This window comes from Enterocloster aldenensis (genome assembly GCF_003434055.1).
Taxonomy (GTDB): domain Bacteria; phylum Bacillota; class Clostridia; order Lachnospirales; family Lachnospiraceae; genus Enterocloster; species Enterocloster aldenensis.
On record NZ_QVEX01000015.1, the window covers coordinates 96231 to 116380 of the forward strand.

General features: G+C 53.6%; 19 protein-coding genes. All 19 read right to left on the bottom strand.

The window, feature by feature from the left end:
• Nucleotides 1–23: 23 nt before the first annotated feature.
• The 19 genes from flhA to DWX59_RS22495 all read right to left on the bottom strand — a co-directional run bounded on the left by flhA (nucleotide 24) and on the right by DWX59_RS22495 (nucleotide 20149).
• Nucleotides 24–2072, bottom strand: a complete 2049-nt coding sequence (flhA, locus tag DWX59_RS22405; RefSeq protein WP_117561625.1) for a flagellar biosynthesis protein FlhA — start codon at nucleotides 2070–2072, stop codon at nucleotides 24–26.
• Between the two features lie 2 nt (nucleotides 2073–2074).
• Nucleotides 2075–3175 (bottom strand): flagellar motor switch protein FliN, encoded by a 1101-nt coding sequence (gene fliN / locus DWX59_RS22410; RefSeq protein WP_117561627.1) that lies wholly within the window; start codon nucleotides 3173–3175, stop codon nucleotides 2075–2077.
• Between the two features lie 14 nt (nucleotides 3176–3189).
• The gene (locus DWX59_RS22415) at nucleotides 3190–4050 is read right to left on the bottom strand and encodes a motility protein A (protein WP_117561630.1); all 861 of its coding nucleotides are present in this window, start codon (nucleotides 4048–4050) and stop codon (nucleotides 3190–3192) included.
• Nucleotides 4051–4094: 44 nt separating this feature from the next.
• Nucleotides 4095–4301 carry a flagellar FlbD family protein gene (locus tag DWX59_RS22420; RefSeq protein ID WP_117561632.1) on the bottom strand — a complete coding sequence of 69 codons (207 nt, stop codon included), beginning with the start codon at nucleotides 4299–4301 and terminating at the stop codon, nucleotides 4095–4097.
• An 87-nt stretch (nucleotides 4302–4388) separates the two neighbouring features.
• Complete coding sequence (locus DWX59_RS22425) at nucleotides 4389–6047, bottom strand: flagellar hook protein FlgE (protein ID WP_117561634.1); 1659 nt, start codon at nucleotides 6045–6047, stop codon at nucleotides 4389–4391.
• Nucleotides 6048–6118: 71 nt separating this feature from the next.
• Nucleotides 6119–6517, bottom strand: a complete 399-nt coding sequence (locus DWX59_RS22430; protein WP_117561636.1) for a TIGR02530 family flagellar biosynthesis protein — start codon at nucleotides 6515–6517, stop codon at nucleotides 6119–6121.
• A gap of 107 nt (nucleotides 6518–6624) precedes the next feature.
• Entirely contained in the window at nucleotides 6625–7320 is a 696-nt protein-coding gene (locus tag DWX59_RS22435; RefSeq protein ID WP_117561639.1) for a flagellar hook assembly protein FlgD, read from the bottom strand.
• A 27-nt stretch (nucleotides 7321–7347) separates the two neighbouring features.
• Nucleotides 7348–8820, bottom strand: a complete 1473-nt coding sequence (locus tag DWX59_RS22440; RefSeq protein ID WP_117561641.1) for a flagellar hook-length control protein FliK — start codon at nucleotides 8818–8820, stop codon at nucleotides 7348–7350.
• An 82-nt stretch (nucleotides 8821–8902) separates the two neighbouring features.
• Nucleotides 8903–9352 carry a flagellar FliJ family protein gene (locus DWX59_RS22445; RefSeq protein ID WP_117561644.1) on the bottom strand — a complete coding sequence of 150 codons (450 nt, stop codon included), beginning with the start codon at nucleotides 9350–9352 and terminating at the stop codon, nucleotides 8903–8905.
• Between the two features lie 10 nt (nucleotides 9353–9362).
• Nucleotides 9363–10667, bottom strand: a complete 1305-nt coding sequence (locus DWX59_RS22450) for a FliI/YscN family ATPase (RefSeq protein WP_117561647.1) — start codon at nucleotides 10665–10667, stop codon at nucleotides 9363–9365.
• A 12-nt stretch (nucleotides 10668–10679) separates the two neighbouring features.
• Nucleotides 10680–11471 carry a FliH/SctL family protein gene (locus DWX59_RS22455; protein WP_117561650.1) on the bottom strand — a complete coding sequence of 264 codons (792 nt, stop codon included), beginning with the start codon at nucleotides 11469–11471 and terminating at the stop codon, nucleotides 10680–10682.
• Nucleotides 11464–12471 carry a flagellar motor switch protein FliG gene (gene fliG, locus DWX59_RS22460; RefSeq protein ID WP_117561652.1) on the bottom strand — a complete coding sequence of 336 codons (1008 nt, stop codon included), beginning with the start codon at nucleotides 12469–12471 and terminating at the stop codon, nucleotides 11464–11466. The genes DWX59_RS22455 and fliG overlap by 8 nt, the downstream gene beginning before the upstream one ends.
• 1 nt (nucleotide 12472) lies before the next feature.
• Entirely contained in the window at nucleotides 12473–14083 is a 1611-nt protein-coding gene (fliF, locus tag DWX59_RS22465) for a flagellar basal-body MS-ring/collar protein FliF (protein WP_117561654.1), read from the bottom strand.
• Nucleotides 14084–14113: 30 nt separating this feature from the next.
• Nucleotides 14114–14419, bottom strand: coding sequence for a flagellar hook-basal body complex protein FliE (locus DWX59_RS22470; RefSeq protein WP_117561657.1), 306 nt, complete (start codon nucleotides 14417–14419; stop codon nucleotides 14114–14116).
• A 250-nt stretch (nucleotides 14420–14669) separates the two neighbouring features.
• Nucleotides 14670–15872 (bottom strand): N-acetylmuramoyl-L-alanine amidase family protein, encoded by a 1203-nt coding sequence (locus DWX59_RS22475; protein ID WP_117561659.1) that lies wholly within the window; start codon nucleotides 15870–15872, stop codon nucleotides 14670–14672.
• Nucleotides 15873–15888: 16 nt separating this feature from the next.
• Nucleotides 15889–17112, bottom strand: coding sequence for a PspC-like choline-binding domain-containing protein (locus DWX59_RS22480; protein ID WP_117561662.1), 1224 nt, complete (start codon nucleotides 17110–17112; stop codon nucleotides 15889–15891).
• Nucleotides 17113–17138: 26 nt separating this feature from the next.
• Nucleotides 17139–18383 carry a C40 family peptidase gene (locus tag DWX59_RS22485; protein ID WP_117561664.1) on the bottom strand — a complete coding sequence of 415 codons (1245 nt, stop codon included), beginning with the start codon at nucleotides 18381–18383 and terminating at the stop codon, nucleotides 17139–17141.
• 180 nt (nucleotides 18384–18563) lie between these two features.
• Nucleotides 18564–19112, bottom strand: a complete 549-nt coding sequence (gene spoVT, locus DWX59_RS22490; protein WP_117561667.1) for a stage V sporulation protein T — start codon at nucleotides 19110–19112, stop codon at nucleotides 18564–18566.
• 122 nt (nucleotides 19113–19234) lie between these two features.
• Complete coding sequence (locus DWX59_RS22495; protein WP_117561669.1) at nucleotides 19235–20149, bottom strand: sugar phosphate isomerase/epimerase family protein; 915 nt, start codon at nucleotides 20147–20149, stop codon at nucleotides 19235–19237.
• Between the last annotated feature and the right edge of the window lies 1 nt (nucleotide 20150).

Sequence of the window (20150 nt, forward strand, 5' to 3'; positions counted from 1 at the left end):
ACCTGTTACCTCTGCTGCCATTCCTAACTCAGGGAAATGCTTCCCAATGCCTGTATCTGTATGTTGTTGTCAATCTCACTGAAGGATACCACCGCCACATTGGGGCAGAACTGGTCAATGAGCTTTTTAAAATAAATCCGTACCACCGGGGAGGTGAGTATGATCGGGACATTTACCAGGTCCTTAATCTTGTTGATCTCCGCTGTGGCTGATGACACGATGCTCTGGATTGCAGCGGGCTCCAGGGCCAGATAGGAACCCGTGTCCATCTTCTTGACCGAGGACATGATCATGTTCTCTATCTTGTCGTCCAGGCTGATGACCTTCATCTGCCCTGCCTCTGAGAACCTGCGGGAGATGGTGCGCTTTAATGCCTGGCGCACATACTCGGTCAGCATATCCGTGTCCTTGACCTGGCCCGCGTAATCGCTGAGCGTTTCCACAATGGTCTCCATGTCGCGGATGGGAATCCCCTCCCGCAAAAGATTTGCCAATACCTTCTGGAGACCGCCCACCGTGATGATGGACGGTATGGTGTCCTCCACAATGCTGCTGTTGGTCTTTTTCAGTGTCTCCAGGAGGTTGTTTACCTCCTGCCGGTTAAGAAGCTCATGCAGGTGCTCCTTCACCACCTCGGAAAGATGGGTAATCACCACGGAGGTGGGGTCAATCAGGGTATATCCTGCCAGCTCGGCCTGTATCTTCCTGTCCTCGCTGATCCATTTGGCGGGAATGTGGAAGGCCGGGTCAATGGTGTCGATTCCAGGCACATCATCCGTATCCGCCCCTGGAGGCAGGGCCAGGTAATGGTCCATCAGGATATCCCCTCTGGCCACCTCCTCACCCTTTAACAGGATGCTGTACTGGTTGGGGTTAAGCTGCCCGCTGTCCTTAATCCTCACAGAGGGAATGACAAATCCCATGTCCAGCGCCATCTGCTTGCGGAACATGACCACCCGGTCAATGAAATTGCCGCCGTTGCTCTCGTCCGCCAACGGAATCAGGCTGTAGCCAAACTCCATTTCTATCTGTTCTACATTTAAAAGCCCATATACATTTTCAATGTTTTTGTAATAAGATGCCTCGCTGGTGACTTCTGTTTCCACAAACTCTTCCACGGTGTCCGCCATCATGTCCTGCTGGCGTTTATACAGGTAATATCCCCCGCCTGCAAGGCCTGCGGATATCATCAGTATCTGCGGCACCGGAAATCCGGGAATCAGGCATAGACACGCGGCAGCGCCGCCCGCTGTCATCAGCACCCTTGGCTGGGCCAGGAACTGCTGTGTCAGGTCCTCGCTCAGGCTGTTCTCCGACGCGGAGCGGGTTACGATCATACCTGTTGCCACCGATATGAGCAGGGCCGGGATCTGGGATACCAGCCCGTCCCCAATGGTGGAGGTGGTATAAATCTGCATGATGTCCTGCATGCTTCCCTGGCTGTTCATGATGCCGACGATAACGCCGCCCACAAAGTTGATGAACGTAATGATGATGGAAATGATGGCATCTCCCTTGACAAACTTGGTGGCGCCGTCCATGGAACCGAAGAAATCCGCTTCCCTCTGGATTTTGGAACGCCGTTCCTTGGCCTGCTGTTCGTCAATAAGGCCGCTGTTCAGGTCAGCGTCAATGGCCATCTGCTTACCGGGCATGGCGTCCAGGGTAAACCTTGCAGCAACCTCTGCCACACGCTCCGAACCTTTTGTGATTACAATGAACTGCACCAGGACAATGATTAAGAAAATAATAAAGCCAATGACCACATTGCCACGGATGACAAACTGTCCGAAGGTCTTGACCACCTGCCCTGCATAACCGTTGTCAAAGAGGATTTTCCTGGTGGATGATATATTAAGCCCCAGCCTGAACAGGGTCGTAACCAGCAGCAGGGAAGGAAACACGGAAAACTCCAGGGTCTCCCTTATATACATGGTCATCACAAGGATCAGCAAGGACAATGTTATGTTCAGTATAAATAAAAAGTCCAGTATGGGTGTGGGCAGGGGAATCAGTATCAGGAAAATGATTCCGATGATTCCCGCTGTTACAAGGATATTAAACCGTTTCAACTTTATTCACCATTTCCAATAATGCTTCTTGTATTTACTATCTCAGTGATGCGTACCCCGAAGTTATCGTCAATCACAACCACTTCCCCCCTGGCAATCAGCTGTCCGTTGACAATGATGTCCACAGGCGCGTCAGCCTGTTTATCCAGCTCCACCACGGTTCCGTTGTTGAAATTCAGCACATCCTTAAGCCTGCGCCTTGTCTTGCCGATTTCCACTGACACGTTAAGGGGCACATCCATGATAAGCCCCAGGTTGCCGTTTATGGCCGGACTCCTGTACATGGCGTCCGGCCCGGTCGCGGACCTGGCTCCGGCTGCATTACCGCCCCATGAAGGGCCCGCCGGCACTGCGGCGTCCGCTGTCCGTCCTGATGCTGGCGCGGCCTGTCCCCGGCCGGCTCCCTGGCCCACAATCACGTTTTTCTCCATCTCGCGGGCCTGCCTGGCAGCCTCTTCTTCCTCCTGCCTTGCCCTGGCCTCTGCCTCCTGTTTGGCCTGAATCTCCTGCGCCAGGCTGTCTATGGCAGCAGCGGATATGCACTCAATGAATTCCGACTCAACCATATCCTTTATCCGCATGGTATAATTAACAACCATGATTTTGGAATCAGGCTGGTCGCCGATGACAGGGGACAGGTTCTGGCGGCCGTCTGACAGGACCAGCTGGCTGTCCGCAAAATCCATGGTATCGCCCAGGTACTGGGCCATGGCCGCAGCCGAAGCGTGGGCCATCTGGTTCATCAGCTCCCCCGCGGCGCTCATCGCCACGTCGTCAAACACAAAATCCGGGTCAGGAAGGTCGTCCACGCCCATGAGTTCGTTTAAAAACACCTGCATGTCCCTTTGCCGAAGGATCAATACAACGGTTCCGGCCACCTGGGAGGTAAGACAGCTTTTCACAAAGACGGCAGGTTCCAGGATGCTGTATTCCACTTCCTTTACCGTCATCTCCTGGATCTGGGGTTCCCCTATGGTTATATCCGCCTTTAAAATAGATGAAATAGCTTCCCCTGCTGCCTGCGCATGTATCTTTATCAGTTCCTCAAACATCTGCCCGTCCGTCATTGCCTGGATATCCCGGCCTTCCTGTGCCTTCGCCATGGTTTAAGCTCCTTCTATTCCATAATCTCTTTCTTATTTCTTCTGCCGCGTTTCTTGTTATCCTTTTTCCGCTGCCCGTCCTTTTCCTTGTCCTCTTCTGCCTTCTTATAGCTGGCCGGAAGAAGCTTGAACAGCTTTTCCTCTATGAACTTGGGATTCTCGCCTTCCTGGATGGCCAGCACGCCTTCCATCACCAGCTGCTTGCACAGGAATTCCTCTTCATGCCTGGCCTTCAGCTTGCTGGCCATGGGCAGGAATATGATGTTGGCCAGCAGGGAACCGTACAGGGTGGTAATAAGCGCCACGGCCATGCCTTTTGCCAGGGCGTCCACGTCCGACATGTTGCCCAGCATGAGGATCAGGCCCACCAAGGTACCTATCATACCAAAGGCCGGCGCATAGCTGGCCGCCTTTTCATAGAAGCGGCGGTCCAGGGCATGGCGCTCATCCAGCTGCTCCAGCTCTGTCTCCATGGCCTTACGCACCTTCTCCGAGTCCACGGAATCCACCACCAGCATCAGGCTGTTGTGCAGGAACGGCTCGTCGATTTCATTCAGCTTATCCTCCAGGGATAAAAGCCCTTTCATCCGGGCCTCAGTGGCCAGGCCTACAATCTGGCTTATGGACTGCGCCGGATTAAAGGCATAGGGCCTTACAATGATTTTCAGATGGCTGCCAATCTTCCTGAAGGCCCCTGCCGGAAATGATATCATCATGACCCCGATGGTCCCTCCAATGGTAATGGCCATACTCGGCACATCCACAAACGCCTTGATATTGGTAAAGACCAGTTTCATGGCCTCCTGATCAAAGGTCATACCAAACCCCACAAGTCCCACCGCTAATATAAAACCTAGAATTGACAAGAAATCCATAACCCTACTTCCTTTTCTCCACTTTTATCACTCTGCCCGTATGCTCAGCCCTTTATCTGGTCAATGATCCCACGGAATGCCTCCCTGCGGAACTCCACTACCTTACTTACCACTTCCTCCTTGGATTCCCTTACAATCATGTGCTTTCCATTGGTCAGGAGTATGGTGGTATCAGGATTCTCCATAATTGTTTCAATCAGGTCACAGTTCAGCACAAAGGCTTCCCCGTTCAGTTTTTTCAGTATGATCATGATACCGCCCTCCTGTTCTGTCATCAGGCCCTGTCTGATGCCCTATCCGTTTTCTTATCACCAGGGCCTGATTGAAAATCCATGCAGTTACCTCTTAAGGTTTACCAGCTCTTCCAGGATGGAATCTGATACGGTGATGATTCTTGAGTTGGCCTGGAAGCCTCTCTGTGTAACAATCATATCCGCAAACTCCGTGGAAATATCCACATTGGACATCTCCAGGGATGAGGTTTTCAGGGCGCCTGTGCCGTCCTCCCCTGCCTTGCAGGCTTTGGGGTCGCCGGAGTTGCCTGTGGCCTTAAAATAGGAATTGCCCACGCCCTCAAGTCCATAGGGGTTATCAAAGGTTACCAGGTCAATACGCCCTATCTGGATTTTTCCCAGATTCGGATGGTTGGCTTCTATGATACCGTTTGCCAGGATGGTGACGCCTGCGTCGGAAAGGGATACGGTCCCGCCTGCGCTTCCGTCTGTCAGGGTGAAGGCCTTGCTGCCAAGACCTAAATCCCTGGAATTGGTGGCCGCGGTAATGGTTCCGGCCGCAACCGTTGTATCAGCCGTGGGATTTATTTTGAAATAATCTTCAATGGCCGTGTAGCCGGGATGCTTCACTTCAATGTACTGTCCGGCTTCCTCACCGCTTGGCGGGGTTCCGGTCTCCTTCAGCCACACGCTGTTGGCCGACGTGCTGTTTTCTGAAATCAGGCCCTCAAATGTCCTCTTTACGCCATCCTTTTCCACGGTCGCGGTCAGCTTCCATGCATCCGGGCTGGTGCCTGCCTTCACGATTGTATACTCCACGTCCCCTGACGCCGTAAACACCGGTTCCGTACTGGTGCTGGAAGGCTTGATGCCTCCGAAAATCCCGCTGTCCTTATAAGCATCGGCAAATATCTGCTCACCGGGCTTAATCCCGAAGTTCTCCCCCATCAGCTCCTTGCCTGTAAACCCGCCGGTCTGGGCTGGCTGGGCCGTTATGGTAAAATTGCCTGCCGGGTGGGGCGTGCCGTTATTTGCCCGGGCAATGGCGCTGTTCATTTTCTCATTGAAATCAGACAAACTGGTAAAGGATGCTTTGTCGCTGATCCTCACCACAATGCTGGAGGTGTTGAACTCACTGGCCTTGACCACCACATCCGCGCCATCCGGAAGGGTCTCATCCAGTTTGAACGAAATGGATACATTGGCATCCCCTGTGGCGTTCTGGGATGTTATGGTGTATTTAACCCCATTGATTTCCTGGGTGCTGCTGGACTGGGCATTGTTCTTGGATGGGATGCTTAAATGTATCTTATCTGAAGCAGCAGCCTTGCCTAAGGGGTCCCCTGTGACGCCCAGCACCGTGTATCCGTTGGCATCCACCAGGTTGCCGCTTTTATAATCCAGCTGGAGGTTTCCTGCCCTGGTATAGAATATATTGCCGTCAGAGTCCATCACCTGGAAGAACCCCTCGCCGGTAATGGCCACATCCATGGGTCTTCCCGTGGACTGCAGGGCTGAACGTTCCATGTTCAGGTCGATTCCTGCCAGCTGCGCTCCGTAACCAACCTGGCTGGCATTGGTGCCGCCCCTGTTGTTGTCTCCGCTGGTGGCACTCTGAAGTGTCTGATAATAAACATCCTGGAAACGTGCGCGGCTTGACTTAAAGCCATACGTATTCACGTTGGCAATATTATTGCCGATGACGTCCAGTTTGGTCTGATGGGCCTGCATGCCCGACACTGCTGAAAATAGTGATCTTAACATATTCAATTCTCCTTTTTAAACCGCCTTACCCGTCCGTCATTCGGGGTAAGGATAGCCTCCCAAAGGACCGGCTATATCATAACGGTTCCGTCAATATTTGTGAAGACCGTGCCTTTCAGGCTGTCCTCATTCACAACTGTAACTACTTTATTATTCCTGACATTGACAACAAAGGCAGTGGAACCCAGAAGGATCAGCGGCTCTTTTAAGCCTTTTTCCTCTGCCATGCGGATGCCTTCATTGAGGCGGCCGATGTTCTCTGAGGATACATCCACGCCCCGCTCCACCACGCGCTCTATGGCGTGCTTGGAAAACGACACCTGGCTTTCTTCCTTAATCCTCTGCTCCAGCAGTTCTTTAAATGCGCTGTCATTGCTTCCTGCTTCCTGGGGCCTGTTTCCCGGCGGCCCGCCTGGGGTCCCCGTATAGATGGGGGTATGAAGCATTTTATTATAAATCATTGAATCCACTGTTCATCCTCCTGTTCCGGACCGTGTTTCTTTATCTTCTGTGTTTCCCTATCTTCTGTGTTTCCCTATCTTTCGTGTTTCCCTGTCTCCTGTTAACCTGCCCGACTCTACACCTTGCCGCTTCCATCCCCCTGATTGCCTGAATCCCCGTCATCCCCGGGATCCTTGTCATCCTTATTGTCCTCATTGGGAGTGGTGGTGACTGGCGGCGTCTTGATTTCCATGATTTCATCCATGTCGTACGCTTCACCGTCCACATATATCACAAACTTTTCATCCAGGAGGGATACCTTATCCACAAGTCCCTCCGACTTCTTCAGTTCTCCTGATACCGTAAACTTGGCTGCCGATACGTACTTCCCCACAAGGCTTGTCACGTATGTGCTCTTGGCGTTGTAGGCCATCTGTTCCATCTGCTGCATACTGGATATCTGGGCCAGCTGGGTCACATACTGGGTATCATCCACAGGATTCATGAAATCCTGGTTCTTAAGCTGGGCAACCATCAGCGTAAGGAAATCCTCCATGCTGACCATCTTGTCATCCGCATCCCCAAACACGGCGTCAATCACATTGCCTGTGCCGGAACTCCCATCTGTCCCAGACGTGTCTGTCTTATCCTGGCTGTCCGTGCCGCCCGGTCCCGTTTTGCTGCCTGCTGACGATGTCGTCCTGCTGCCTGCCGACGGTCCCGTTGTGCTGCCCGCCGATGACGCCGCCGCCCTGGAAGTGGTTCCCGGCCCTGTTGTCCCTGACATACCCAGGGCATACGGCGAGGTATAATTTGGAATCTGTACTGGCATCTCTATCTCCCTTTCCTGTTTTAGGCCTTATACATATGCATACAGCCTGCTCATGCGGCTTTGCGCCGTCATCCGCCCGGCTTCCATGAGGAAATCCTCATCCGGCCCTGCATTGTCATCCCTGCCGTAATACCGGTAATGGGATTGGGACTGCTGTCCGCGGTGGTCCTGCATCTGCTGGTCATAACCTGCAAAATCCATGGTTCCCCGGCTGTCATGGTATACCTCCGCCACCTCTGTATCCAGCGGCCTCAGCATATCCTTCAGGCTCTCCATCTGGCTGGTGACAAGCTTTTCTGTCTCCGGATTGGCCACACCTATACGCACCCACATCTTCTCCCCGGTACCCACAAGATGGATGACAATGTCACCCAGACCTTCCGGCTTCAGGTGCACGGTCAGTTCCTTCATCCCGGTCTTGATTCCCTGTTCCAGGCCTGTCTTAAGCTGCTCCAGAACCGGAACCTGCTGTTCCTGCCCCTCTTTCACCTGATTCATACCAAACCCCGGGTTCAAACGGTTCTGGTTCATCCGGTCTGTCAGATTCAGTCCTCCGGCCTCTGCATTCCGCTTCAGTTCCTCAAGGACCTGGTTGGCTGTCCCGGTGTCCCCGTCCGCTGCGGCTGACAATTCCTGTTCCTGGCCCATGGCCCTAACCAGTTCCTGTCTTCCCTGCAGGAAGGTATGGCTTTCTATACCGGATTGGGGCGGCTGTGTACTTCCCTTAACAGATGCTTCCCCGCAGACTGCGGTGCCGGCTTCATCCGACGCCTTCATGGTACGGGAAAACCTCCCGGTCCTGTCCGCTTCTGTCCGGTCCTGCCCGGCTGTCTGCCCCACCGAAGGTTCCTCTGCGCCGGATACCGCCGCCCGGCGCATATCCTGGCCGGACACCCTTTCCTGGTCATCCGCTCCTGCCATGGCTGCCAACACCGGACTTATGTCCTGTTCCTCACGGACAGTCTGCAGCACCGTTCCTGCCTGCACCGTAATCTGCCCGTCCGTTTTCCCTGCTGTCTGTGCTCCCCCGTCCTGTATATCCGGGTCCCCATATTGCAGGAAGGCCATCATGGCCTGCAGGCTCATGGCCGCTTCCAGGTTCAGGCCGTCATCCGTACGGTTCTGTGCATCCCCGTCATTTCCGGCATTACCGGCTGCCGTCTTATCCACTGCATCTGCTGCCGCGCCGCTGCCATCCTCCAGGTTCCGGTCTGCGCCGCCCCCGGACTTCCCATCCTGGTCTGCCGTCTGCCGTCTGACATCGGACCTGACTGGATCCTGTTTTTCCGTATGCCGTGCTTTTGCGTCCAATCCATGTTCCTGTTTCCCGGCAGATGTCTTAGTATCCGGGGTCCTGCCGTCATCCCGCAGGCTTCTGGCAAATACATCCGCAAAATAAACTGCTGCCGCCTGCTTTCCCCTTCCTGACAAAGAACCGGATGCCTGGGCTGTTTTATAGCTGCTGTCTGCTGCTATCTGTGTAAATGTTCCTGTATTCATCTTCTCACCTCCTTTCACATATGCCGTTTTATATAAGTACTGTCCTTCAGTACCAGGCTGTATTTGGAATTCCAAACACACCCTAGGAAACACCGTTCCTGACAAAAGCCCCGGCAACATGTTCCGTAATCATGTCCTGCTGCTCCTTTGCTTCGTCATGGTGATATTCCTCCAATTGATTTTCCTTCAGCTTCTCCAGTTTTTTCACTTCCTTTGAAGCCTCCGTGACAATGCGCCGCTGTTTCTCCACCCTGGCCTGTGCCTGGGACAGCTCCTTCTGTGTATCCTCCAGCTGAAGCCTGGCGCCCTCCAGGACGGCAAAGCATCCTTTCAGGATGAATACCGTAGTCCCCTCGGCCTGCCTCTTTTTAATCTCCTTCTGGATATGGGCTATCCTGGTTTCCTGCCCATTCTTTATTTCCTCCAGTTCATCCCTGGCAGCCGTAAGCTTTCCGAGAATCCCTTTTTCCTTTTCCAGGTTCTGCTGCTGGTATACAAGCATACGTTCCAGTGAAAATACAAACTTCTTCATAATCTGCCCCTTAATCCGTTACCTGAATCATCTGGATTACCGCTTCATCCAGGGAAAAACTCTCATCTGTCTTCTGCTGAAGGAATCCGTAGATACGGTCTATGCGCTCCAGGGCCTCATCCAGTTCCGGGTTCGTGCCCTTTTTGTAGGCCCCGATGGAAACCAGGTCGCTGTTACTCTCATACACCGCCAAAAGCCTGCGCAGCTTCCCCGCGGCCTCCTTGTGTTCCGGTGTCACGATGTCGTTCATCAGACGGCTGACACTGGACAGGATGTCGATTGCCGGATACCGGTTCTTGGCCGCCACCTTCCTGGACAGCATGATGTGCCCGTCTATGATTCCGCGGACCGTATCGGATATGGGTTCGTTGGCATCATCGCCTTCCACCAGCACCGTATAGATCCCGGTAATGGAACCCTCCTCAAAATTACCGGAACGCTCCAGAAGCTTTGGAAGCTCGGAATAGATGGAAGGCGTATACCCCCTGGCCACCGGCGGTTCCCCTATGCTGAGCCCCACTTCCCTCTGGGCCATTGCAAACCGGGTAAGGGAATCCATCATCAGCAGCACATCCATGCCCTGATCCTTAAAATACTCTGCAATGGTAGTGGCTGTCATGGTGCACTTGGAGCGCATCATGGCGGACTGGCTGGAAGTTGCCACCACCAGCACGGAGCGTTTTAATCCTTCCTCACCCAAATCCCTGTTAATGAACTCCACAACCTCCCTGCTTCGCTCCCCGACCAGTGCAATGACGTTCACATCCGCCTTCACATTCTTGACTATCATGCCCATCAGCGTGCTCTTTCCCACGCCGCTGCCGGCAAAGATCCCCATCCTCTGTCCCTTGCCCACGGTCAGAAGCCCGTCAATGGCCTTGACCCCCATCTGTATGACGGTATCAATCCTGGGGCGTTCCATGGGGTTGGAGGGCTTTCCCGTAATGGGATAATAAGAGACATCCTCCACAGGCCCCAGGCCGTCAATGGGCATGCCCATGGCGTCCACGGTCCTGCCTATGAGTTTGTTGGAAACAGCAATCCTGAGACGTTCCCCTGTATTGCGCACCGCGCTGCCGTAGCCGATTCCCTCCATCTCCTCATAGGGCATCAGCAGTACCCGGTTCTCCCTGAATCCCACCACCTCGGCCCTGACCGGGTTGGTTCCCTCCACCACATCAATGGTACACACATCCCCCAGCCTGCAGGCCGGTCCCATGGCTTCCACCGTGGTCCCCACAATCTTGTCTATCTTGCCCAGGTAGGTGTATAAATCCGCATTCTGTATTTCCTGTTCTATCTGCCCTAATTCCATATGGTTACCGCCTTATTGCCTGCCCCCAAGGGCCTCCAGATGTTTCTTCAGGTTCCCTAACTGGACATCCAGGGATGCGTCCACAATCCCTTCCTCTGTCTCCACCTGGACAAACCCCAGCGGCCGTTCCTCTGTTTTTATCCTTATGGCGCCGCCTCCCCCTAACCCCTTTTCCCTCAGGGGTTCCAGACGTTTCTCCAGCGTCTCTATCAGTTTCACGGCCTGAGCCGGCATATGAAGGGTGATATTCTCCCTGTCCCGCTCTGACAGCACCGCCTTTTCAATCATATCCGCCAGCTCTGTCTCGTCATATTCCACTTTCTTCCTGAGGATTTTCTCTGCCATCATAAAGGACAGGTCTGCTATCCCGCTGCCAAGCCTCTGTTCAAATTCGCCGAATTCCCCGCCAATCCTTTCCACGGACGAACGGATACCGGCAATATCCTGCCCTATGCCGCAGAGGGCCTGTTTAAGTCCCTGCTCATAGCCTTCCTGCCTGGCCTGCTCCCGGATCCTTCCGGCTTCATCCCTGGCCGTGTTGACTATATTGTCCCTCTGTGCATAGGCCTCTTCCAGTATCCTGGCCGCTGCCTGTTCCGCCTGGTTCCTGGCATGTTCCAGTATCTTGCGCTTTTCCTCCGATATAAGAGCGTACCGTCTGCCGCCCTGGTCCTCTCCCGGGTCCGGCGGTGCGCCGCCCCCGGATTCAGGCCCTGTCTGCGCCCCGGTATCCGGTGCGGGCTGGTACAGCCTGACCATGGCGCTTCCCGCAACGGTCTGGGCCGGTTTTAATATCCTAGACAATTATCTCATCCTTTCCATCCTTGGAAATAACAATCTCGCCTTCTTCTTCCAGCCGCCTTATGACAGCCACAATCCTCTGCTGGGCTTCCTCCACATCACTCATGCGGATGTTATGCAGGTATTCCATATCGCTCTGTATGGATTCCCTCATCCTGCCCGACATATTGGCAAAGATGGTATTGGTCACATCCTTGTGGGCCACCTTAAGGGCTACCGACAGGTCCTTTGTATCGATTTCCCGCAGGAAACGCTGTACGGACAATGGATCCAGATACGCAATATCCTCAAATACAAACATCAGCTTGCGCACATCCTCCGCCAACTGCGGGTTCTTCATATTCAGTTCGTCAAATATATCCCGCTCCGTGCTGCGGTCCACATGGTTCATCACATCAGCCACATAGGTCAGTCCGCCCACCTCCATGGTTTCCTCAGAGGAGGACGCGCCAATCTTCTTCTCCAGCACTTCCTCTGCAATCTTGATTGCCATGGGCAGGGCGCGGTCCATGTTGGCAATCCGTTCCACCACATCCACCCGCGTGTCCTGGGACAGGTTTGCGATTATCTTTGAGGCCTGTTCCGGGGTTGCATAGGAAAGAATCAGGGCCAGTGTCTGGGGATGTTCGTTCTGGATGGCTGCCATCAATGTCTTATAGTCCACCTTCCGGATAAAACTGAAGGCCTTTGTCTTAAGGGCCTTGCTGACCCGGTCCATCAGGTTCTTGGCCTGCTGCTGGCCAAAGGCCTTTTCCAGCACCTCTTTGGCATAATCCCTTCCGCCTTCGGTTATGACCTTCTCTGTGACGCAGCAATTATAAAAATCCTGGGCAATGTCTTCCAGCTCATCCTGGGTAAGCCTTGGCAGCCTTGTAATCTCCATGGAGAGCTGCTCCACCTCATTCTCTGTCAGGTAACGGAATACCTCGGATGCCCGTTCGCTCCCCAGTATGGATATGACAGCCGCAGCCTTTTGGGCCGGTCTTCTCTCTTCTGCAGGCATCTTACTTCTTATCCTCCTTCAGCCATGTACTGATCATGGATGCAATAATCTCTGGATTCATTTGGGCAAAGGAACGGACCTGGTCCACGGGATCGGAAGAATCCGGCCGAATCCTTCCCAGGCTGTTCTGCACCGCATCCTCCCCCGCCCGCTGTTCAGCCGGAACCGGCTCCTGTGTATCTTCGCCTTCAAATGGCGCAAACAGCATCTGGTCTTCTTTTAAATGCTTCTTCCTGCTGCGCATGAAAAGCAGGAGGATCAGCAGGAATATTAGTATGCCCACGCCTGCCGCAGCCGCTATGAGACGGTAATCCGGTCCTGTCTGCGCCGGCGCCTGTACAGGCAGTGCGGGCCTGTCGTTCTTGACCGTTTCCTTTGGTATCTCCCGGAAGCTGGATACCACGATATCCTCCGGCGCAATGTTGGCTGCCTTGGAGGCCGCGTCAATGAGCTGCTGCTTCTTGGCATCGGTCAGGTTATCGTCATTGACCGTGATGGCCACGGTGGCCTTCTGAAGCTTTACATTATCCTTTTCTATCTGTTTCTTGATGTAGCTTACAAGGTAATCCACATCCCTGTAGTAGTCTCCGGTGCCGCCTGTTCCGCCGCCGGTACCTGCGGTCCCATAGGCAGGTATGTCCGTATTGTTCTCCTCACCGGCAATTCCTCCTGCGCCGGCAGCGCCTCCGTTCAGGCTCCTGCCTTCCTTGTACTGCCCCACCACCCCCTGGCCATTGTCCTGGGGCTCATAGTGCAGGTCCTCGGTAATCATCCTGTCGTAATCAATGACCACGGTTGCCGACACCCTCAGCTTATCCGGGGAATATGCCAGGGTAAGTACATTCTTAATCTTATTCTCCAGCCGTTCCTCCACCTTGGCCTCAAAATCCAGGCGGTTCAGGCCATATGCAGTGGTGCCGATGTCATCCGCAACCATCTCCTGCATGGTCTGCGCATTGACCACCGTCACATTCTCAGGCAGCAGCCTTGGCACGCTGTCCGCCACCAGGTTCTTGATGGCCGACACCTTTTCAGGCGAAAGCTCATAGGAGGGCATCAGGGTCAGGGACACAGAACCCGTGCTGTTGGAATCCCCTTCATCCCACACATAGTTGCTTTCATCCGGTACATTCAGGGTGACGATGGCGTTCTTGACCCCGGTCATATCCTTAAGGGTACGTTCAATCCTGTCCTGCAGGTTCATGAGAAGATACTGGCGCTTCTCAAATTCAGTGGTTGTAAAACCCATGTTATCTGAAAAAATGTCAAAAGGAAGTGCCGTTTTCGGATACCCCAATTCGGACATATCAAGCATGATGTCGCCCAACTGGTCTTCCGGAACCGTCACTTCTCCCTCGCTGTTCCTCCTGGCCTCAACCCCTCTTGCGTTGAGCACCGTAAGAACTTCGTTATTCTCCTCTTTGGATATTCCCGGGAACAGTGCTACATAGTTCCCGCCCTTCTTAGTATTCAGCAGCACGCTGGCTGCCAGTGCTATGATTACGGCTGAGGTTATCCCTGCAGCCACCGCCTTCTTCCTGCCAGTATCAAGCATGCGGCTGACGCCGCCTTTGTCCCCGGATACTGATTTCAACTTTTCCTTAATCCCCATGACCCACCGATACTATCTTTCGTTTTAATATCAAACCTGCATACCCATGATCTGATTATATGCATTTACTGCCTTGGATGATAACTGAGTAGTGAACTCAATTGCAGCAGCACTCTTCTCGGCCTGTATCAGTGCCGTGTGAAGATTATCCACCTGGCCGGATGCCAGTTTTATATCCATCTCCTGTGTTTCCCTCATGGCCTGGTCCGCTTCTTTTACAGCAGTCTTCAGGAATTCCTTAAATGGGACCGGACCGGTCTGCCCTTTGGCAGGGCTGCTTTTCTGGCTGTCGGAAGGTATGATCCCATCCATTCTGGTAATCGGAACGATAAACATAAAATCCCCCTGTAATCCCCTAATATTTACACTTTTCGTCATTAACTCAAGTATAGCCTTCTTCGGTCACTCCGTCAACAAAAATAAACGTTTTTGTAACCATTTTGTAATTCTGCCATATCCCCTCCCCGCATTATGATGACCCCGTCCATAAAAATGGCAGGAAGGAGAAACCTGCATCTCCATCCTGCCATGCCCCTGGCATTTCTGCCGGTAATGAATAAGCCTTATCCAATCCGGCCGCACAATATTAATTCCTCCAAATTCCCGCCGGATCCAGGTACCTGCCTTCCACGGTTGTATTCCTTACCATGGTTCCGTTGTCCGGGTTCATATAATACCATGTGCCGTTATCCAGAAGCCACCCCGTGTGCATGGCCCCGTCCTGGTCAAAGAAATACCTGGCCTCTCCTGCTTCCAGCCATCCCGTGTGCATGGCCCCGTCGGGTTCCAGATAATACCACTTCCGGTTATCCTGAAGCCATCCCGTCTGCATGACCCCGTTCATATCCAGGAAATAATATCTTCCGTTTTTAAGCTGCCAGCCTGTCAGCATATATCCGCTGAAATCAAACAGGTACCAGCTCCCGTCAATCTCCTTCCAGGCGCCTGCGGGATAGGTGCCGTCCACGTTCCTGTACCACCAGCCCTCATCATCCTTGACCCACCCGATCTGGGCAGGCGTCAGCTGCTGCCTGTCCTCCTGCGGCCCGGTCACCCCGCCGTTCAGGGTACACACCTCATCCGCGTCAATGTCCAGTTCATCGGAATACACCCAGTCGCTGCCGGTTATATAGGCCAGTTCCTCCGAATCCTTAGGTATGGCCCTGACCCGGAACTGGTATGTGCCGGCCACGGTCATCACCGGATAAAAATCATAGGTGGTGGCAATCACCTTAGGAACGCCCTGTACCATCTGACCGTCCCTGTAAAGCTTTAATTCATAAGCGCCCGCATAGGGCACGGCTGCCCAGGTGGCCTTGCCCGGAGGATATCCCATCCACTCCACGCTCTCAGGAATCTCAAGGATTCCTGAGGCCGGGGTCAGCTTAACGGTCAGCAGGAGCGTCTCGTCATTATTGGTCCGTTTAACGGAGGCATAGGTGGCGCCGTCAATCTGGAACTTGCTTGGTCCTGTCACACGGTTAAAGTAATAACCGCTTCTTGCATGTATCTCAATCTGCACCTTGGGCTCATCGCCGGGTTCCCAGTATTCCTTGTTTTTAGTGACCCATTTATAGGCGCCCGTAGTGTACAGGCTGCTGTCCGTTGTGGCATATACAGTGGCCTCATTCAGTTCATAATCCGCCTGGACATCGGAGCGCACCCGGATGGATACGCTGGTAATGGGCGTCCTTGTCTCCGTCCTGACCGCTGCCAGCGCAGACAAGGAACATACTGCCATGGCCGCCAGGCACACGGATACCGCCGCTGCCTTTTTCCAAACATTCATAGTGATTCTCCTCCTGTTAAGGGATCCAGATCCCGTCCTGGTTAATATAATACTGGTCCACCACCTGGTCCTTTACCATCTGCCCGTTCCTGGGATCCAGATAATACCAGTTTCCTTTGGACAGAAGCCAGCCCGTTGCCATGCTTCCGTCCGGGTTCAGGTAATACCACTGATCCCCCTGCTGAAGCCACTGCCCGGTAAGCTTCCCCTGCTCCGGGTCCAGATAATACCATATCCTGTTGTACTGAAACCATCCTGCAACCATGTCCCCGTTGGTGGTCAGATAATATTCCCTGTCATTCTTCCACTGCCAGCCCGTAAGCATATAGTCGTTCATGTCAAAAAGGTACCACTTGTCCCCTATGGCTTTCCAGCTGCCCACCGGATAGGAACCGTCCTCATTCCTGTACCACCAGCCGCTGCCGTCCTGGACCCACCCCGGCGCCTGGCCCATGGGGCCGGTCCCGTCCTTGGCGTTGACGCCCTTGATTCCGGCGGAGGCTGCCCGCTTGTCAGCTGCCCTGGCATCCTTTTTCGTAATCTCCTGATTATCGGATTCCGCCCAGTCCCCTGCCTTCAGGTAACCTGCCTCGGATTCTGTCCTGGCAACCGCCCTGACCTTGAAATAGTAATCCCCGTCATCTGTCATGTAAGGGAAAAAGTCATAACTCACCGAATTGGTCCTGGGCACATGATAAACCATGCTCCCATCACAGAACAGCTTTACCTCATAGGAGCCGGCGCCTTCTACCTTGGCCCACCTGGCCTTGCCCAGGGGCTTTTCCTCCCAGTAGGCCTCCTCTACCCGGTCCAGGGTACCCTTTACCCCCTTCAGCTTAACCGTTATGGTCAGGCTGCGCTTGGCATCGCTTTTCTTGCATGTAACATAGTCCGCGCCGCGGATATGGGCGCCGGATGAACGGATGTCTCCAAAATAATATCCCTCATCCGCAGCCAGTTCAATGGATGCCTTGGGTATGTCCCCTGCCTTCCATTGGGATTTCCCATTGATGAAATCACAGGAAACAACATGGTATTTTGTGCTGTCCGCTGTGGCGGACACGCTGCCGCCATCCCCGTTGGCAGTGACAGAGGAAGTTACCGTCACTGTTACGGACCGGATGGCCTCATCTGCATATGCCGCCGTGGTCATGGCCAGCCATGTCCCCAATATGATCACTGCCGCAGCAACGGCCTTCAGCCATCCTGCCGTACGCTTATTATCTGATATCACTGTCATTCACCCCATCTGTCCGTATTGTATGTTCACTGCCACGGCCTGCGGATGGACACGATGGTCCGGTAGGCCGGGTCATTGCCCACCTTGATTCCTTCTTTTCTGGAACTGGCATGGACAATCTGTCCATTGCCTATGTACATGGCCACGTGGCCGGAATAGCAGACCAGATCCCCGGGTTCCATGTCCTCATAGGAAACCTCCCTTCCAAACCAGGCCTGCTCCGCGGATGTCCTTGGGATATCCACCCCAAAGTGCCGGTAGACCGACTGGGTGAATCCGGAGCAGTCCGCGCCCGAGGTCAGGCTTGTGCCTCCCCATACATAGGGATTGCCCACAAACTGCAGGCCGTAATCCGCTACGCTGCGCCCAAAGGCAGTGCCTCCGGTGCTTTTAAGCGGCTGAGGGATGCCTGGCCCCGTTTCCCGATCGTACATGGACTCCTTTTTCCCGGATCCCGCGCCGCGCCCTGCCTCTTCCCTGCGCCCGGCTTCCGCGCTGCGCCTGGCTGCCTCTCTGCGCCTGGCCTCCTCCGCCCGCAGGCGGCGGATTTCCTCATTCTTCTTCCTTACCTGATCGGCTGCCTTTGCAGCCCGTTCCCTGGCAGCAGCCAGCTGGGCGCCAAAGTCCGCTGTCTCCTGTTCCTTTGTTTGTATCAGTGCGCGGATATCTGCCTGCTGGACCTTATATTCCTGCTCCATGGTTTCCATCTCAGACCGCTTTTCCTCCAGCCGCCGCTTCCTTTCCAGTACTTCTGCCTTAACCTTCTCATACTGGATCAGCTGGTTCTGGTCATAGCGGTAAAGCTGGTCAAAATACTCCGTCTGGTCCACTAATTCCCCGATGCTCCCTGCCTTTAACAGAATATCCAGGTATGTGACATTGCCCTCCTCGTAGAGAAAACGGATTCTCCTTTTCAGCATCCCATACCGGTGTTCCTGGTCCTTTTTAGCCGCCTCATACTCCTGGTCCGCTGTCCCTATCTGCTGTTCCAATTCCTTCATATCGGACTTAAGGAGGTCGCTTAAGGTGAGAAGTCCTGTCAGCTCATCGTCCAGTTTCCTGGCCTGGGACTCTGCGTCTCCCTGTTTCTGTTCCAGCGCCTTTGCCTCTTCCCTGGCCTTTTCCTCCTCTGCCCGGGCCGATTCCCTTTCCTGCTCCGCCTGTGTCACCGGTGATGCCCATGCCTGTCCCACAGGCGCGGCTGCCTGCAGCATAACCCCTGCCCATAGAAGGCATATCCATCTCCTGCCCCAGTGTGTCTTTACTTTCATCTCAATCTTATGTATACCCCTTGGCCCTTAAATTACATTCCAGATACCGATAATGCCAGTATAGCATAAACGTAACCAGGAAAAAAGCCCCAAAAAACCAGGCAGAAAAATCCCGGTACAGGTCAGACACATATGTTCCTGTACCGGGAATCCCCCTGCCTATCATGATTATATAAGCCTTTAGCCTTCCATCTGGCGTCCCAGAAACCCGGCTGCCGTCAATGCCAGCTTTGTTTCCATATCGCCAAACTTGGCCCTTGGCTCCCTGCTCATCAGCGCCACGGCGCCGATTGCATCTCCCTCGCAGATGATCGGAGCCACCACCTGGGCTGAAACGCCTTCCAGCTCCTCATCCACCAGCTGGATGAATGCCTTGTCCTCCCTGCCGGCCATTACCGTGTTGCGCTCATTGATGGCCTGTTCCAACTGACGGCTGATGTTGCGCTGCAACAGATCTTTTTTTGCACCGCCGGCAACCGCAATGACCTGGTCCCTGTCCGTAATGCAGACAAGCAGCCCGGTTGACTGGGCCATGGCTTCCGCATACTGTACCGCGAAGGTGGTCAGTTCCATCATGGGCGAATATTTTTTGAGGATGATCTCCCCTTCCCTGTCCGTGAATATTTCTAATGGCGTACCTTCTCTGAGTCTCAGGGTACGGCGGATTTCCTTCGGGATGACCACACGTCCAAGATCGTCAATTCTTCTTACTATTCCTGTAGCTTTCATAAACAAAATTCCTCCATTTTACTTTCTGACATTTATCTTCTTTGTTGCCCGTAAATGTAGTATCTGTAAAAGAGAGGAATTTATACTAAAGCAGCCTTCAAAGTCATTATGAGGTTTATATATTATTGGACAAACTGCTCTATGTACCGTTTGGAAAGCCTTAAACTGTCCAGGATCCGCTCCCGGTCTGTTTCAAACGCCCGGTCCTCCACCTCCACGCAGGTAAACCCGTCATACCCGATATCGGTAAGCGCGGACACATAGCGTCCCCAGTCCACATCCCCAAGCCCCGGAAGCTTGGGCGCCATGTATTCCAAAGGATAGGCCATGGTGCCGACCCGGGCCAGTTTCCAGGGATACACCTTAATGTCCTTATAATGCACATGGAAAATCCGGTCGCTGAATTCATAGATTGGCTGGATATAGTCCATCATCTGCCATACAAAATGGCTGGGGTCATAATTGATGCCGAAATTCCTGCTGGGTATGATATCAAAAAGCGTTCTCCAAAGCGCAGGCGTGGTAAACAGATTCTGGCCTCCCGGCCATTGCTCCGGGCCGAACAGCATGGGGCAGTTCTCAACCGCAATTTTTACATCGTGCTCCTCTGCATACCGTATGATAGGAGGCCATACCTGCCTGAACGTTTCAAGGTTTTCCTCCACACTTTTTGTCTGTTCCCTTCCGATGAAGGTTGTGACCAGGCCCACTCCCAGTTTCTGGGAAAAACATATGACCTTCTTCAGATGGGCAATGGCTGCTTCCCGTTTCTCCAGATTGCTGTCCATTGTATTGGGATAATATGCCAGGGCGCTTATGGCAACTCCTGTCCTGCTGCTTATTTCCTTAATATGCTCCACATATCCATGGCTGGTATTGTCTACATCGATGTGGCTTACCCCTGCGTACCGCCGTTCCGCTTTTCCGTCCGGCCAGCATGCGGCTTCAACACACTGATACCCCATCCCGGCAGCAGTTTCCATCATTTCCTCAAATGTCCATCCATCCAGGATAGCGCTTACAAACCCTATCTTCATC

Bases quoted from the DNA above. Each gene is read 5' to 3' on its own strand.
- fliG (WP_117561652.1), bottom strand. From the start codon at position 12,471: ATGCCTGCAGAAGAGAGAAGACCGGCCCAAAAGGCTGCGGCTGTCATA.
- fliN (WP_117561627.1), bottom strand. From the start codon at position 3,175: ATGGCGAAGGCACAGGAAGGCCGGGATATCCAGGCAATGACGGACGGG.
- DWX59_RS22485 (WP_117561664.1), bottom strand. From the start codon at position 18,383: ATGAAAGTAAAGACACACTGGGGCAGGAGATGGATATGCCTTCTATGG.
- DWX59_RS22480 (WP_117561662.1), bottom strand. From the start codon at position 17,112: ATGACAGTGATATCAGATAATAAGCGTACGGCAGGATGGCTGAAGGCC.
- DWX59_RS22415 (WP_117561630.1), bottom strand. From the start codon at position 4,050: ATGGATTTCTTGTCAATTCTAGGTTTTATATTAGCGGTGGGACTTGTG.
- DWX59_RS22445 (WP_117561644.1), bottom strand. From the start codon at position 9,352: ATGAAGAAGTTTGTATTTTCACTGGAACGTATGCTTGTATACCAGCAG.
- DWX59_RS22450 (WP_117561647.1), bottom strand. From the start codon at position 10,667: ATGGAATTAGGGCAGATAGAACAGGAAATACAGAATGCGGATTTATAC.
- DWX59_RS22470 (WP_117561657.1), bottom strand. From the start codon at position 14,419: ATGTTTATCGTTCCGATTACCAGAATGGATGGGATCATACCTTCCGAC.
- DWX59_RS22435 (WP_117561639.1), bottom strand. From the start codon at position 7,320: ATGCCAGTACAGATTCCAAATTATACCTCGCCGTATGCCCTGGGTATG.
- DWX59_RS22425 (WP_117561634.1), bottom strand. From the start codon at position 6,047: ATGTTAAGATCACTATTTTCAGCAGTGTCGGGCATGCAGGCCCATCAG.
- DWX59_RS22475 (WP_117561659.1), bottom strand. From the start codon at position 15,872: ATGAATGTTTGGAAAAAGGCAGCGGCGGTATCCGTGTGCCTGGCGGCC.
- spoVT (WP_117561667.1), bottom strand. From the start codon at position 19,112: ATGAAAGCTACAGGAATAGTAAGAAGAATTGACGATCTTGGACGTGTG.
- DWX59_RS22495 (WP_117561669.1), bottom strand. From the start codon at position 20,149: ATGAAGATAGGGTTTGTAAGCGCTATCCTGGATGGATGGACATTTGAG.
- DWX59_RS22440 (WP_117561641.1), bottom strand. From the start codon at position 8,820: ATGAATACAGGAACATTTACACAGATAGCAGCAGACAGCAGCTATAAA.
- DWX59_RS22420 (WP_117561632.1), bottom strand. From the start codon at position 4,301: ATGATCATACTGAAAAAACTGAACGGGGAAGCCTTTGTGCTGAACTGT.
- fliF (WP_117561654.1), bottom strand. From the start codon at position 14,083: ATGGGGATTAAGGAAAAGTTGAAATCAGTATCCGGGGACAAAGGCGGC.